Below are 14,111 nucleotides of genomic sequence, written 5' to 3'. Positions count from 1 at the left end.
TTCTGGTACAAGGTCGACCTACCTCCGCCGCCACAACCGCCCAAACACCGCTCCGTCGCGCAACACCTCCCGCGCGGCATTATGCCCCGGCGCGCCGGTCACCCCGCCGCCCGGATGCGTGCCAGCGCCGCACATATACAGCCCCTTCACCGGCCCGCGATACGCGCCATGGCCCAGCACCGGGCGCGCGGCCCACATCTGGTCCAGTGATAGAAGGCCGTGCATGATGTCGCCGCCGACCAGACCGAATTTGCGCTCCAGGTCGAGCGGCGAGTGGATTTGCCGTGCGATCACGCCACTCGCAAAGCCCGGCGCGGCCATTTCCACCGTCGCGATAATGCAGTCCGCCGCCGCCTCCCGCTCATCGTCCCAGCTCCGCCCATCGGGCAGTTCCGGCGCGAATTGCTGGCAGAAGAGGCTGGCGACATGGCACCCTTCTGGCGCGAGTGACGCATCGACGATGGACGGGATCAGCATCTCCACGATCGGCGCTTTCGACCAGCCGTCGCGTTTGGCGTCCATGAACGCCCGGTCCATATAATCCAGCGTCGGGGCCAGGATGATGCCTGACTGGTGATGCTCGCCCACACCCGGCAAGCAGGTAAAATCGGGCAGTGCGCTCAGCGCCACATTCATGCGGAAGGTGCCGGATCCGGCCTTGAACGCCCTGATCCGTTTGACGAAATCGGCGGGCAGGTCGGCCGGAGCCATCATCTGCTCATAGAGCAATTTCGGTCCGACATTGGCGATCACCGCCTTGCCCATCACCTCTTCGCCGCTTTCCAGCCGCACGCCTACAGCGCGCGCCCCATCCACCAGCACGCGGTCCACCGGCGCTTCCAGGCTGATTTCCACCCCTATTGTGGTCACGACCCGCGCCATGATCTGGGTGATCGCGCCCATGCCGCCGACGCAATGGCCCCAGGCGCCCTTCTTGCCATTCACCTCGCCAAAGACATGGTGCAGCAGCACATAGGCGCTGCCCGGCGTGTCCGGCGACGCATAATTGCCCACCACCGCGTCGAAGCCGAACGCGGCCTTCACCGCGTCACTCTCGAACCAGCTGTCCAGGAAGCTGCGCGCCGATTTGGTGAACAGGTCGAGCGCGTCGCGCTGCTGCTCGATCGACAGCCCAGCGATCCGCCGCCCCTGTTTCAGCGCATCCACGATCATCGAAAGCCCGTCGCCGACATTGGGCGGGCTTTTGAGCACCATGTCGCGCAGCACGTCCGCGACCACCTCCAGCGTGGCATAATAAGCGGGCAGGGCGGCGGCATCCTTCGCGCTGAACCGGGCAAACTCGGCCTGTGTCCGCTCCAGCCCGCCGCCCAGCTTCAGATAACTGCCATCGGGCTGGGGCAGGAAATTGCTGATCGGTCGTTCGATGACGCGATAGCCATGATCGGCCAGCTTCATGTCGGCAATGACCTTGGGATTGAGCAGGCTGACGGTGTAGCTGGCGGTCGAATTGCGGAAGCCGGGATGAAATTCCTCGGTCACCGTCGCGCCGCCCACGACGTTGCGGCGCTCCAGGATGCGCACCTTATAGCCCGCCCGTGCCAGATAGAAGGCGCAGACCAGCCCATTATGCCCCCCGCCGATGATGACGGCATCGTAGGATTTGGTCATGCGCTATTACTCCACCCCGCCGCCGGCGCGCGATGCAGCCGGGCCTGCGGGATCACTCCCCGCATCCGCCCGCAAAAATGGCGCAGCGCCACTTCATCCTGGTGCAGCGGTCCCACGGTAAAACTGTCCGACGCCATCCCCGCCTGCACCCGCGCGACCAGGGCCGTATCCTCGGCATTGACCTGCCGGTTGATCCGCCAGTTCAGGTAGCGCGCCGCCTTCATCTCGCGCCGCGCGTCCGGCACCGCATAGCTGATCTCGCGGATCAGCGTCTGTGTCGGCGATACCGGCAGCCAGGCCATGAAATCGACCTGATCGGGATAGATGTCGAAGGCGACATTGGGCCACAGCTTGAAATAGGTCCACAGCCGCTGCCGTTCGGGTGGTAGATGAGGCACGTCCGGCAGAAAGCGCTGATAGGCCCGCTCGGACCAATTGGCCGATGGCCGCGCGACAATCGGTCCCCACATCTTGTCGACATGTTCGCTTGCCTCGACGCCATAGCCATCGCCTATCAGCCGTTTCAGCCCCGGATGCGCGACCGCGATATGCAGCCCGTCGGAATAATTATCGCCGATATTTTTCCAGTTCACGTCCCGCGGCCGCAACGTCACCCGCCCCAGCGCGCGCAGGTCGGCAAAGCGATAGGGCGTGATTTCCGCGACATAGGGCGCCATCATCTGCGCCACAGACGGCCCGCCATCATCGGTCAGCCGGACAAACAGGAAGCCGTGAAAATCCTCGACTTCCACGCGCGTCAGGCCATGGTCGGCCATGTTCATGGCATAGCCCGCCTTCATCGGTACGCCGGTCAGCCGCCCGTCATTTTCGTAAGTCCAGCCATGATAGGGGCAGACCAGCTTCTTCGCGCAGCCCGAAGCACCATCCATGATCCGCGCGCCGCGATGGCGGCACACATTAGTGAAGGCGCGCACCGCGCCATCCTCGCCCCGGATGACGATGACGCTCTCGCCGATATAATCGAGCGTGTGGAAATCGCCGGAGTTGGGGATGTCGCTTATGTGGCAGACGATCTGCCAGCTGGGACGAAAGATGCGTTCGACTTCGGCGGCGAAAAATTCCGGGTCGCTATAGGTCCAGGCTGGCAGGCTCCAGCCCGCATCCGGGTCTGCCCCGCTTTCCGCCTGCTCCAACATCTCCGAGCATCCCCCGACGCTGCCGATCAATTTTACGAACGTATAATAAATGCGCGAAAAATGCCAGCTATATGTCCAACTCAGTGTCGGCTTTTTCCCCCTGCGCACCGTAGCGTCGCGCCAGCACCGCGCAGGCCATCAGCTGAATCTGGTGGAACAACATCACCGGCAACAATATCGCGCCCACTGCACTGGCCGGGAATAGCAGCCCCGCCATCGGCACCCCGGTCGCCAGGCTCTTTCTCGACCCGCAAAAGACCAGCACGATCCGCTCCGCCCGCGCCAGCCCCATCATCCGTCCCAGCCCCCAAGTAAAGCCCAGCACCATCGCCAACAGAGCGACGCAAAGCCCGGCAAGCAGTGCCATCTCCCGCGCCGACACGGTCCGCCACAGCCCTTCGACCACCGCCGCGCTGAACGCGGCATAGACCACCAGCAATATCGACCCGCGATCGACCCGCCCGATCATCGCCTTGTGCTGCGCCACGAACCCGCCGATCCACGGCCGGGCCAGATGGCCGATCAGGAAGGGCAGCAGCAATTGCAGCACGATCCCCTCGACCGACGCCAGCGAGACCAGGCTGCCGCTGCCCGTCCGTTGCATCAGCAGAGCGACCAGCAGCGGCGTCAGGACGATGCCCAGCAGGTTGGAGAAGGAGGCGCTGACCACAGCAGCGGCGACATTCCCCCGCGCGATCGCGGTAAAGGCGATGGAGGATTGCACCGTCGATGGCAGCAAAGTCAGGAACAGCAGCCCAGCCCGCATCCCGTCCGGTACTAAGCCGATATGCTGGCTCGCCAGCCCCAGCAGCGGAAAAACAGCGAAGGTCGTCGCCAGCACCGCCAGATGCAGCCGCCACGCCTTTGCCCCCTCCCATATCGCCGCCCGCGACAATTTTGCGCCATGCAGAAAAAACAGCAGCACAATGCCCGCATCTGCCACGGCATCTGCAATCCGCGCACCATCACCCCGCGCTGGCAGCAATGACGCTAGCGCAACCGTCGCGATCAGCAGCAGCAGGAAGGGATCGATCAGTTCGCGAAGGCGGGTCATCAGCTAACCTGAACAGGGAAGGGCGAAAAAAGGGGGATAGACGCCGCCCCATCGTTGAGCCAACAGATTCGCACAAGCCACACAAGGAGCGGATCGTGAGCGAGTCTATTGCGGTGATCGAGCAGGGCGGCGTGCTGGAAATCCACATCAACCGGCCCGACAAGAAAAATGCGCTGACCGGTCCCATGTATCGCACCATGACCGCCGCGCTGGCCGATGCCTCCGCCCGCGCGGACATTGGCGTGGTGCTGTTTGTGGGGCGGGGCGACGCCTTCTGCGCAGGCAATGATCTCAAAGACTTCATGGCCGGGCCGGAGGGGGGCGCTGCCGCTTTCGCCTTCATTCGCGCCATCGCCGCCTTCGACAAGCCATTGGTCGCCGCCGTACAGGGGCTGGCCGTGGGCGTTGGCACGACGATGCTTTTCCACTGCGATCTGGTCTATGCCGCGCCCGACGCACGCTTCATCATGCCGTTCGTCAATCTGGGGATCGTGCCGGAAGCGGGGTCCAGCCTGCTTGCGCCGGCCGTGATGGGCCATGCCAAGGCAGCGGCAATGCTGATGCTGGGCGAACCGATGGACGCGGAAGGGGCCGACCGTGCAGGCTTTGTCACCGCGATCGTCCCGGCCGACACGTTGCTCGCCCATGCTCGCGCCAAAGCCGCCGCGCTGATGGTCAAGCCGCCGCAGGCGTTGGCTACCACCCGTCGCCTGATGAAGGGGGATCCGGCAGCACTCACCGCCCGGATTGAGGAGGAAGCGCAGCTGTTCCGGGAAACGCTGGCCTCGCCCGAAGCCCAGGAGGCCTTCACCGCCTTCTTCGAAAAGCGCCCGCCTGTCTTTAAGAGGGGGTAGGGCCGTCCACCTGTTTGCCAAACCGCAACTCACTCACGATCACCGCCGCGACGATCAGCACCCCGCCCAGCAGCGCCAAGGGTGGCAGGCGGTCGCCCGCTATTCTGCCGATGATGCCAGCCCAGACCGGCTCGCCCGCATAGATCAAGGTCGCCCGCGTCGGGGACACGGTGCGTTGCGCCCAGTTCATCACCAGCTGGATGATCGCGGTCATTGCGCCAAGACCGCAGGCTGCGATCACCACAGCCCAGGAGAAGGGCGGGATCGCCTCGCCAGCCGGGATCATGCAGGCAAAGGCAAGCAGCGACGTCACCGCCAACTGCACCACGGTTACCCGCAGCACGTTGACGCTGCCTGCCCACAGGCTGATGAAGATGATCTCCAGCGCGATCGCCACCGTGCCGATCAGCGTCAATATCTCGCCCCGGCCCAGCGCCATGCCACCCTCCGGCGCGGCAACTAGTAACAGGCCGACGAACGCCAGCGCCACCCCGATCCAGCTCGCCAGCCGGGGTCGCCGTCGCAGGATGATCCATTGCAGCACCGGCACCAACGGCACATAGGCTGCAGTGATGAACGCCGACGCGCTGCTCGAAATCGTCTGCAACCCCCAGGTCTGGAGCGTGTAGCCCACGAAAATCCCTAGCCCGATCATCAGCCCCGCCCAGGCTTCACGCCAAGTCAGCCCGCGCAGCACCGGTATCGCGAGCGGCAGTGTCAGCAACGCAGCCGTGCCGAAACGCAAGCCGACGAAATAGAGCGGTCCTGACTGCGTCATCGCGCCATGGACGATCAGGAACGTCCCTCCCCACAGCATAGTCACGCCAATCAGCGCAAGTTCGGGACGGCCGATTAGCCAGCGGCTGGGGGCAGGGAGATGGTCGAGGACGGCGGCGGCTTGGGTCATGCGCCGACCGCTATGGGCCGCGCAGGGCGCGGTCAAGCCGGGGGTGCGCGGCGTGAGGGCCGCGCACCCGGCCAGATCATTCGTTCTTCAGGTCCTTGCCTGCTTCTTCCAGCGATGCGCCGACATCGCGCTTGGCGGCGTCCGCCTTGCGTTCAGCGTCGCTGGTTGCTTCGCTCGTCGCCGTGCCGATCTTGTCCGCGCCCTCGTCGATCGCGCGTCCGGCCTTGTCCAGCCCATTGTCGATCTTGTCACCAGCGCGATCGACCGACTGGCTGATGTCATTGCCGATGGAAGCGCCGGCATTTTCGACGTTATCCTCGGTCTTTTCCGAGCAGGCCGAGAGGCTGGCGACCGACAGGACCGCAAGTGCGGCCAGAACAGATGTGCGCATGATGGCTCCTTTTCCCATTTGCGTGGAGCGACATAAGCGCAGCAGGCGCGATAAGGTTGCGTGCTATCCGCCGCGCAGTCCGAACACCATCGATCGGTCCTGATCGGGAATCAGCCCTTCCAGCACCCGCCAGAAGCCGGTGACCGACCCTTGCCCTGCTTGCGCATAGGCGGCAGCCATCTTTTCGCGCAGCGCGCGGAACAGCTCCGCCTCCAGCGCCGCGCCCGCCGCGCTCAGCCGCAGCAGTTTCTGGCGGCGGTCGTTGGGACCGGGCCGCGTCTCGATATACCCACGCTCGATCAAGTCGTTCAGCACGCGTCCCAGCGATTGCTTGGTGATCGCCAGCAGCCGCAGCAAGTCCTTGACCGTCAGGTCAGGCTGGCGCGAAATGAAATAGAGTGCACGATGATGCGCCCGGCCCAGCCCGATCGCTGCCAGCCCTTCGTCGATCGACCGTGTCAGGGCCGAATAGCCGAAATAGAGCATCTCGATCCCGCGCCGTATCTCATCCTCGCGCAGGAACAGCGGGGAGGCGGGCGACATTTGGGCGGAGGAAGGCGATGAACTGGTGACGGTCATGGCTGTGATGATCCAGCGCGGGAGGAAAGTATCCTAATGCCGTCCCAAAAGGATGATGACTAGGCTTTCCTTTCGCCAATCACACGCTATATGCCTGACCGCGCCGACGAAAGTCGGCCATGCTGGGGCGTCGCCAAGCGGTAAGGCAGCGGCTTTTGATGCCGCCATGCGCAGGTTCGAATCCTGCCGCCCCAGCCAGTTTCCTATCAACACACTGCAAAACCTTGGTTTTCGAACAGCGCCGGAACCGTGGTGGGGCATTTGCTACAAAGCTCTGCTACAAAGTTGAGGCTTTGTTGGTATGGGAGCCATCCCAAATACAGTGCGTCGGGCAGGGATTTATCATTTCCGCAGAGGGATTCCGGCCGCCCTTCAACCTATTCTTAAACGGGTTGAGCTGACATGCAGTCTGGGTACGAATGATGCGGCGGTGGCACGAAGCCTGTCCCGCTATTTGTATCTCCAATCGGAGGAGATGTTCAGTGTCGTTAGGTGTGTCCCGTTGCTGACCGATCAAGACATTGCGGCCCTGATCAAAGATTTCTACGCGACGATCCTCTCTCGCGATGAAAGCGTGCGGTTGGATAGCGATGAGCCTGTGTGTGAAGAAGTTCGCCAGGGGCTTAGCGATCATTACCGGATTTTGGCAGAACGCTCACGCATCGACCTGGCTAGTAATGCGTTTGACTCCGTGCGGATGATTACCGGCGCAATGTTGGCCCGTCGTTTCGGCATTGACGCCAAATTTGAGAGGAGCGAGGTGCGCCGCCTCGAACATGCGATGCTTCGGGCAGGGATTGAGGTTTCGGAAACGTTGCGCGCGCGATGGGAAGGCAATTTCAACTACGAGCCTTCCGACAAACTGCTGGCCCAAGCGTTGCGAGAAACGCCCTCTGCTCCGATTTCTAACCCAGCGCCCCCTTCGACTGAAGTGCCTTCCGTAGTGGCCGGTCCTACCTTCTCGGCAGCGGCGGAATTGTTTCGCGAGGGCCAGTTGCGGCGGAAAATCTGGGAACGTCAAACCTATCTACAGGCAAGAGCCACATATTCGATTTTCTGCGACTTTGCTGGGGATCGGCCACTCAGCGGATACGTCCGAGCCGATGCGGGTCGTTTCAAGGCACTTCTTGAGGAGTTGCCCGCGAACTACAGCAAAGCGGCCGAATATCGGGGTTTGTCAGCACAGCAAATCGTTGCTCAAGCGCTACAGCAAGACGTTCCGCGCCTATCGTCCCGCACTGTGCAGCGGCATTTCGCTGCTTTGTCTACTTTATGGGATAGCGCCATCGAACAAGGGACGGCGAGCATCAAGATTTTTAACGATTGGAAGTTTACGGCAGCCAAACGCGCTCGGGACCAACGTAAGATGTGGGACAGTGAAGCCCTCCAAAAGTTGTTCTCGACTCCTATTTGGACTGGCTGCCAATCTGAGCATCGGCGATCCAAGCCAGGGCAGCATGTCCTTCGTGACGAGAAATTCTGGCTTCCGCTCATCGCTGTATATTCCGGAATGCGTCAGGAAGAAATTTGTCAGCTTCGGTTAGCCGACGTGCGCCAAACCGAAGGGATATGGGTGTTTGATCTCAGAGAGGGTGATGGACGCCAACTCAAAAACAGCAATGCTGTGCGGAAGGTGCCGATCCATAATATGCTGATCCGGCTTGGTTTATTAAACTATGCTGATGCTCTGCGGACTGAATCCGCCCAGTTACTGTTTCCGAATTTACAGCCTGGAGGCGCGGATGATCGTTTAGGGCATAATTACTCCAAATGGTTCACGCGCTATCGGCGTGACACAGATCTTTACGCCGAAGGGCTGGATTTCCATTCGTTCCGCCACAGCGCCACGACGTTTATGAAGCGGGCAGGTGTTGCAGATTCCGTCATTGATGAAGTGACGGGCCATGCAACGGCTGGTGAAACAGCCCGCTACAATAAGGGATTGACGGTCGCAAACTTGAAAGACGCCATCGATAAGATCGACATCGACGTAAATCTAGTCAAACTCGAGCAAAAATAACGGGAAACGCTGGCGGGATCAGCGCTCGAACGACTCGACAAGGGGGGCTCTGCGGTGCATAAATTTCTGGCGCTCCAGACGCCTATGCCCTCCCTAATACCTACCTTACCTTACCTTTATCTATCCTGCCTTTATACATACCATCCTTCTCTCCCTTTCCCTCTCCATCCTTGGAAGAGAAATGAAGGAAGATATGATGAGATTTAAGAAGATGCCGTCAGCGGAAATCCAGCCGGATGATGATGCGTTGATGGCTACTGCCATCGTTCAGCTGCGCGGTTACGGCGCAGATGTGCGCCGACCTGAAGGTTCATCATTCCAGTTGAAGCTGCCCAAGGGCGTCAACTTCTATCCCACCACTGGAAAAATCTACATTGATGGTGGGGTGTCGGCCCTCACGCAGAAAGGCCTGGAGGCCCTTCTGCTGATTTTGCGTGATCAAGGAACAATTGCAAATCCTGCATAGATATCGACCGTTTCGATGAATCTTTGCTGCCGGACAATGCCCGGCCAGCAGAGGAGAATTCATGACGCCAGAGCCCGGCAAAGCCATTGGCCAACTGCCCATTGTGCCAGAAGAGTTGCTAAAGGCGCACTTCGTCCACGAAAAGTTCGATACTCGCTTTCGTGCATGTGCGCGGTTACTGCAGGCGATGTGGCGGGAGCGCCAGGGGCTTCCTGTAGGCATCTTCCAGGGACGAGATGGCCGCAAGCGGAAGGTCGGCTCCCTTCTTAGCACGACGGCAGCAGCGGTGGGCCGCAATTTCCTCGGACCCGCCGTGGCCCATCTGGCACGACGTGAGGTCATCTATCAGGAGACAGGAGCACTCATCGACCGACAGAGGCTTTACAGCAATCTGCTGAGCTCCATGCCATTGGCCTTTAACTTCTTCGCACCATTGCGCTTTGATCTCGCGCTGGCAGCAAAGGTCATGCGAGCCATTGCACCCACCATCGACATCGCCGCCGTTCGTCACGTTTGGTTCGAGCATTCGCCGGGCCGTCGTCAGGCAGACCTGACCGGTGACCGCACCGCCTTTGACGTCGCGATCGTTTATGAGCGAAGCGATGGCGCGACAGGCCTAATCGGCATCGAAGTCAAATATTCTGAAAACCTTGCTGAACCCGCTCCTCCCGAGCTGAAGTCACGTTATGATGAGCTGGCACAAGCATCCGATCTGTTCAAAGAGCCGATGCATGCTGCTTTGCGCATCAATCCGATGCAGCAGCTGTTCCGCGAACATCTGTTGGCGCAAGCGGCACGGATGCGTGGCGATTGGGCCGAAACGCACTTCATGCTGCTTGCCCCTCGGCACAACCACCACGTCCAACAGGGCGCGCAACTATATGGTAAATTCCTCAAGACGCCGGGCTCGGATCAGGCATCCTTCCTCAACGTCGATCTGGAGCAGTTCGTCGAGGCACTTGGCTGGGCTGGCGCGCGCGATGAGGCCTATGCGCTCTTCGATCGATACCTCAACTGGGGCATCGTGATCGACGCGGTCGAAGCCTGCCTTCGTGGCAAAATGGACGACTGGCACATCGCCCCACCGACCGCACCGATTAGTCTGATCGGGAAGGCTGCCTGACATGGACAAGCCAGCATTCCTCGATACTGTCACCTTCGCGATATTGCTGGCTAACGGTCGGCGAAGTGCGTCGGGCGAAGATATAGATCCCGTGCCGGTGGTGAAGCTCTTCACCCCGGACGCCGGGGCAACCTGGCTCCTCACAGAAATTGATCCGATTGATCCCGACCGTGCTTTCGGCCTGTGCGACTTAGGATTGGGAGAACCCGAGCTGGGCTATGTAAGTCTGGCCGAATTAGCCGAGGTTCGCGGGCATCTGCGCCTGCCGATCGAAAAGGACATCGCGTTCGTCGGTGCTCAACCTCTGTCGGCCTACGCCACCGAGGCGCGGATCGCCGGTAGAATTATAGCTTAACGTCGAGGGGGGGCGGCTGGAGCAAATCCAGATGCGAAACGCCCAGTGCCAGAGCAAGCTCATACACCGTCACGATCGTTGGGTTCCGTCGACTGCCTTCAAGGCCTGAAACATACTGCTGACTGAAGCCTGAGCGTTCAGCAAACTCCTCCTGCGTCCATCCTTTGTCTTGGCGCAGACGCTTAAAATTTGATCCGATCAGGCGGCGCATATCCATGCCGCCCTGATCGGGCTTGCAATGTCCGTAAGTTTATCAACTATAATATGTATTGTTCATTGGGGGGTATATGACTGATCGGATCGATGCGCTGGAGCGCCTAGCTAAACTCAAGGCAGATGGCGCGCTTTCGGAGATGGAATTCGCTTCTCAGAAGGCCAAAATTCTCGGAGAGCAGGCTAGTCAGCAGGCTCCCACCTTAAGCGAGCGTTGGCGTGAAGGACGGACAAAAACGCATGGGACGCGGCGCTTCTTCCGTTGGTTCTGGGGAATCCAGATGTTGTTTATCGTGTGCATCGGAATTTACTTCCTGACAGTCGGTAGCAAAGAGGAGGCCCGGCGCAGCGTCATAGCCGATGAGGCCCCCGCCGCCGCTGTACCACAAACACGCGAGCCGACTCAGCCACTCCGAACGGTCGCGATTACAGATGCGACCCTTACCGACCCTTGGAATTACGACGGGGATGGCGGCAAAAACAGCCATATGGATGTGTGCGCAAGCAAACAGGTCACAATTGCTAACCGGTCTACCAGGACGCTGCATCTTGATATTTACGACCTGGCAACCGTTGAGGCACAGGGCACGATCCCAGACTTGGTTGCAGGCGAAAGCCGCCTCTTTAGTGTCGGAAAAGTCGGAGAATATGTCATCAGCAACAGTGCCGAGGCGGGACAGGTGGCGACTACGCTTTTCCTCCTCAACGCCGTGAAATGCTCGTCGGATGAATGACCATCTCGAAAAGATCGAGAGGCTTCATCGCCTTCGCGAGCAAGGGCATTTGTCTTTAGCGGAGTTTGAAGCCGAGAAGGCGGATCTACTCGACAGCCTCGAGAACCACGAGACGCCACCAATTTCCCTCGTGAGATCAGGCGCGGTTCGCTTCGTCTGGATCATCGCGGGCATTGCCGTCCTGCTTTGCGCAACATATTTCGCCGCGCTATATCGTACCGCTGAACGCGTAAGTGAAGTGCCGATATCGCCGACGACCAGTACGGCCGACACCGTGACCTCCGACGATAAGCCGCGCAGTGTCGGGCCACCGCCAGATTATATGAGCCTTTGCATTTATAGTGGCGTGACGCCCATGGGCACGCGCCTATCTACCATGGCTAGCTTGCTTCAACAGCAAGGTCGATTGGTGGCTTGGCAGGAAAATGGCACTGATTGGATTATGCGGACGACCTGGCATGATCGATTGACGGACACCGATCATGAAGAAGGGTTCGAATTTCATCGCCGAGATGGTGCAGAGCCAGCGCCAGCCTGTAATCGCCCCATAGGAGAGGTCATGCTGGATCGCGTAGCCCGTGATGGCATGGAATTGCCGACGCTCGATACGTCCCTCGCCACGCTTTTTTACAAGGACATTGGACAATCGCAGCCGGGTGGCGAACACGATAGCGGGGGTGACGACGAATCTTCTATCCGGGCCGTGCCGATCGTGGCTCAATATATCGCATTGAATGACCGCTGCCGTGGCGGGTCCGGCGATGACGATGCGACGATGAAGGCTTGTGAGAAACGCGATGCCCTCATGCCGGAAGTCGAACGTCAGGGATATTGTTGGGGCGGCGCGTCGGATCAGTCTGAAGCAGATAGAAAATGGCAGCGCTGTGATGGACGATGAGTGCGACGCCGTAGGCCGACAGTCCTTGGCCCGTAATGGCGCGTCCTTCGAAATTGGACAGCGCGTGTTTTTCTGGACCGGGCGTGGGTCTCAAGGATATGGCACCATCGCTGCCGTCAAAAACGAACGGTTCCTCATCGAACCAGATGCTGACGCCTTAAAAGGAAGCGATTTTCGGGCACATCCACCTGGGTCGAAAAAAGCAGATTCATGGGCCCCCCGTGACTATGGTGTCGTGCCAAGCCAGATCAATTCGCCGCCAGATCCTTGGTTTCAGAACTCCTGACATTAATGAATACGAAAGTAGAATGTTGGACATTCATACTTCGTCGACCAACTTGCATTGATGCAATTCCGCCGCTTGGCGTGTTTCGTGGTCGGGTTCTAGGGTAAAGAACAGGAATCAATTTTAAGCACGGAATGCCTTATGGTCTGGGTTAACACGACAGATGAAGTCCCCTTTATGCCGAAATCCCCTTTCGAAATGAAGAAGGGTCACCAGGTAATTAAATTTCGGGCGGATAAATTCGTTCCTTCTGCCGTACATGATGAGGATGGCCGCGACGATCCCTATGGCCGCTCAGTCATGCCAATTATGCACGCATTAAGTCGTGGTGAGTTGCGCGCCTACATCCAACTTGATTCTGGATATTTGCCCATCCCCAAATCGATGTGGGCACCAGATGAAAATGGAAGCTGGCCGGTCGGCTGGTTGATTGGGCAAATGGACCCGATACCGTTTGGTGATGAGGCAGAGCGCATAATTGAATTTCCATACGTCGGCGCTTCGGTCCTGTTTCTTGAAAGCGAATATAAAAAATGGGCCAACTCGCCAAATGGCAAGCCGAGACAAGCCATAGACCAGCCAGGCTATGTGTCAGAGCAGAATATTCGTACTTGGTTGACAACCGTCGACACGACTCAATTCAAGCAAGCTGAACTTCTCGCTGCGGCACAGAAGTGGTTTAGTCCGCATATCGTTCGACCTTACCATGTGAAAAAGGCCCGTCGTGAGATCGAGCCTGGCAATCGCAAATCGGGTCCAAAAAGCGGATCTCGAGCCATCCCAGACTGAGTGCGTAGAAGGCGCTCGGCAACTTCTGCCGATTGCCTTTTTCCTCTTAATTATTGGAAAATTTTCCCCGACGCATTTCCGAATTTTCTTTTCCAAATAGCCCGGTCCAGATCCTTGTGTGCACAGGCAATTGCCCCTGCATATCAGGAGACTATCATGGACAGCATACCGCTTACGGTATCGATCGAATCCGCCGGCAAAATCATCGGCGTCTCCCGCACTATGATTTATGCGCTGATCAACGCCAAACGCATCACCGCGGTAAAGGTAAACCGTCGAACGCTGGTCACGATGGAGAGCTTACGGGCGCTGGTCGATTCCGGCTGATCTGCCCGCTAGGTGAGAGAGGCTATCTAGACCAGCGACCAAATAAGCAGGCCAACTTTCATGCGGTAGGGCTCTAACTTACATCAAGTGTAGCCCCATCTGCGCCTCACAGGCCTCGTAAGCAAGCCGAATATCAGAATATAATACAATGTTATCAATGCCTTACGGAACGATGGGGCACTTGTCGGTTTGGAGACCTAGCCTGCGCGGCGACAACTACGATGGCCGGTTGAGCGGCGACTATGATGGCCGGTAGGATCGGTTGTCTGGTCTGATCGTAGGGAGGGGCGCAGCCCCGACCGGAGAGCGGACCAGACAACCGGTGGCGA

General features: G+C 59.3%; 17 protein-coding genes, 1 tRNA gene and 1 pseudogene. 12 read left to right on the top strand and 7 right to left on the bottom strand.

The features are described 5' to 3' along the window. Positions 1-18: 18 nt before the first annotated feature. The 3 genes from KRZ98_RS08910 to KRZ98_RS08900 form a co-directional block, all read right to left on the bottom strand. Positions 19-1,629: an NAD(P)/FAD-dependent oxidoreductase gene (locus KRZ98_RS08910; RefSeq protein ID WP_217673220.1), complete on the bottom strand. Its 1,611-nt coding sequence runs from the start codon at positions 1,627-1,629 to the stop codon at positions 19-21. Continuing rightward, positions 1,626-2,786 (bottom strand): aromatic ring-hydroxylating dioxygenase subunit alpha, encoded by a 1,161-nt coding sequence (locus KRZ98_RS08905; protein ID WP_217673219.1) that lies wholly within the window; start codon positions 2,784-2,786, stop codon positions 1,626-1,628. The genes KRZ98_RS08910 and KRZ98_RS08905 overlap by 4 nt, the downstream gene beginning before the upstream one ends. Before the next feature lie 67 nt (positions 2,787-2,853). Beyond that, complete coding sequence (locus KRZ98_RS08900; RefSeq protein ID WP_217673218.1) at positions 2,854-3,840, bottom strand: bile acid:sodium symporter family protein; 987 nt, start codon at positions 3,838-3,840, stop codon at positions 2,854-2,856. A 95-nt stretch (positions 3,841-3,935) separates the two neighbouring features. On the opposite strand from KRZ98_RS08900, the gene KRZ98_RS08895 reads away from it, so the two are divergent. Continuing rightward, positions 3,936-4,694: an enoyl-CoA hydratase-related protein gene (locus KRZ98_RS08895; protein ID WP_217673217.1), complete on the top strand. Its 759-nt coding sequence runs from the start codon at positions 3,936-3,938 to the stop codon at positions 4,692-4,694. Here the strand turns inward: KRZ98_RS08895 and KRZ98_RS08890 are convergent. The 3 genes from KRZ98_RS08890 to KRZ98_RS08880 form a co-directional block, all read right to left on the bottom strand. Further along, positions 4,681-5,601 (bottom strand): DMT family transporter, encoded by a 921-nt coding sequence (locus tag KRZ98_RS08890; RefSeq protein WP_217673216.1) that lies wholly within the window; start codon positions 5,599-5,601, stop codon positions 4,681-4,683. The two genes, KRZ98_RS08895 and KRZ98_RS08890, sit on opposite strands and share 14 nt — an antisense overlap. A 76-nt stretch (positions 5,602-5,677) precedes the next feature. Further along, on the bottom strand, positions 5,678-5,992 hold the full coding sequence (locus KRZ98_RS08885; RefSeq protein ID WP_217673215.1) for a hypothetical protein: 315 nt from the start codon (positions 5,990-5,992) through the stop codon (positions 5,678-5,680). 63 nt (positions 5,993-6,055) lie between these two features. Next, on the bottom strand, positions 6,056-6,535 hold the full coding sequence (locus KRZ98_RS08880) for a MarR family winged helix-turn-helix transcriptional regulator (protein ID WP_254798219.1): 480 nt from the start codon (positions 6,533-6,535) through the stop codon (positions 6,056-6,058). A 159-nt stretch (positions 6,536-6,694) separates the two neighbouring features. Between KRZ98_RS08880 and KRZ98_RS08875 the strand changes: the two genes are divergently transcribed. The 6 genes and pseudogenes from KRZ98_RS08875 (at position 6,695) to KRZ98_RS08855 (ending at position 10,535) form a co-directional block, all read left to right on the top strand. Then, positions 6,695-6,769, top strand: a tRNA-Gln gene (locus tag KRZ98_RS08875). 103 nt (positions 6,770-6,872) lie between these two features. Next, positions 6,873-7,052, top strand: a pseudogene (locus KRZ98_RS24535) (DUF6538 domain-containing protein); the annotation flags it as partial. Positions 7,053-7,073: 21 nt separating this feature from the next. Continuing rightward, positions 7,074-8,591, top strand: coding sequence for a site-specific integrase (locus tag KRZ98_RS08870; protein ID WP_217673213.1), 1,518 nt, complete (start codon positions 7,074-7,076; stop codon positions 8,589-8,591). A 181-nt stretch (positions 8,592-8,772) separates the two neighbouring features. Beyond that, complete coding sequence (locus KRZ98_RS08865) at positions 8,773-9,057, top strand: hypothetical protein (RefSeq protein WP_217673212.1); 285 nt, start codon at positions 8,773-8,775, stop codon at positions 9,055-9,057. A 61-nt stretch (positions 9,058-9,118) separates the two neighbouring features. Further along, complete coding sequence (locus KRZ98_RS08860) at positions 9,119-10,180, top strand: hypothetical protein (RefSeq protein ID WP_217673211.1); 1,062 nt, start codon at positions 9,119-9,121, stop codon at positions 10,178-10,180. 1 nt (position 10,181) lies between these two features. After that, positions 10,182-10,535: a DUF2958 domain-containing protein gene (locus KRZ98_RS08855; RefSeq protein ID WP_217673210.1), complete on the top strand. Its 354-nt coding sequence runs from the start codon at positions 10,182-10,184 to the stop codon at positions 10,533-10,535. Here the strand turns inward: KRZ98_RS08855 and KRZ98_RS08850 are convergent. Beyond that, positions 10,525-10,752 (bottom strand): helix-turn-helix domain-containing protein, encoded by a 228-nt coding sequence (locus KRZ98_RS08850; protein ID WP_217673209.1) that lies wholly within the window; start codon positions 10,750-10,752, stop codon positions 10,525-10,527. The genes KRZ98_RS08855 and KRZ98_RS08850 overlap by 11 nt on opposite strands. A gap of 70 nt (positions 10,753-10,822) precedes the next feature. On the opposite strand from KRZ98_RS08850, the gene KRZ98_RS08845 reads away from it, so the two are divergent. The 5 genes from KRZ98_RS08845 to KRZ98_RS08825 all read left to right on the top strand — a co-directional run bounded on the left by KRZ98_RS08845 (position 10,823) and on the right by KRZ98_RS08825 (position 13,782). Next, positions 10,823-11,482 carry an SHOCT domain-containing protein gene (locus KRZ98_RS08845; RefSeq protein ID WP_217673208.1) on the top strand — a complete coding sequence of 220 codons (660 nt, stop codon included), beginning with the start codon at positions 10,823-10,825 and terminating at the stop codon, positions 11,480-11,482. Next, positions 11,475-12,380: an SHOCT domain-containing protein gene (locus tag KRZ98_RS08840; RefSeq protein WP_217673207.1), complete on the top strand. Its 906-nt coding sequence runs from the start codon at positions 11,475-11,477 to the stop codon at positions 12,378-12,380. Before KRZ98_RS08845 ends, KRZ98_RS08840 begins: the two co-directional genes overlap by 8 nt. A 25-nt stretch (positions 12,381-12,405) precedes the next feature. After that, positions 12,406-12,666, top strand: coding sequence for a hypothetical protein (locus KRZ98_RS08835; RefSeq protein WP_217673206.1), 261 nt, complete (start codon positions 12,406-12,408; stop codon positions 12,664-12,666). A 141-nt stretch (positions 12,667-12,807) separates the two neighbouring features. Then, on the top strand, positions 12,808-13,455 hold the full coding sequence (locus tag KRZ98_RS08830; RefSeq protein ID WP_217673205.1) for a hypothetical protein: 648 nt from the start codon (positions 12,808-12,810) through the stop codon (positions 13,453-13,455). A gap of 156 nt (positions 13,456-13,611) precedes the next feature. Further along, complete coding sequence (locus KRZ98_RS08825) at positions 13,612-13,782, top strand: helix-turn-helix domain-containing protein (RefSeq protein WP_217673204.1); 171 nt, start codon at positions 13,612-13,614, stop codon at positions 13,780-13,782. Positions 13,783-14,111 lie beyond the last annotated feature (329 nt).

Source organism: Sphingobium sp. AS12 (genome assembly GCF_019097845.1).
Taxonomy (GTDB): domain Bacteria; phylum Pseudomonadota; class Alphaproteobacteria; order Sphingomonadales; family Sphingomonadaceae; genus Sphingobium.
This window is presented reverse-complemented; position numbering and strand designations above follow the sequence as displayed.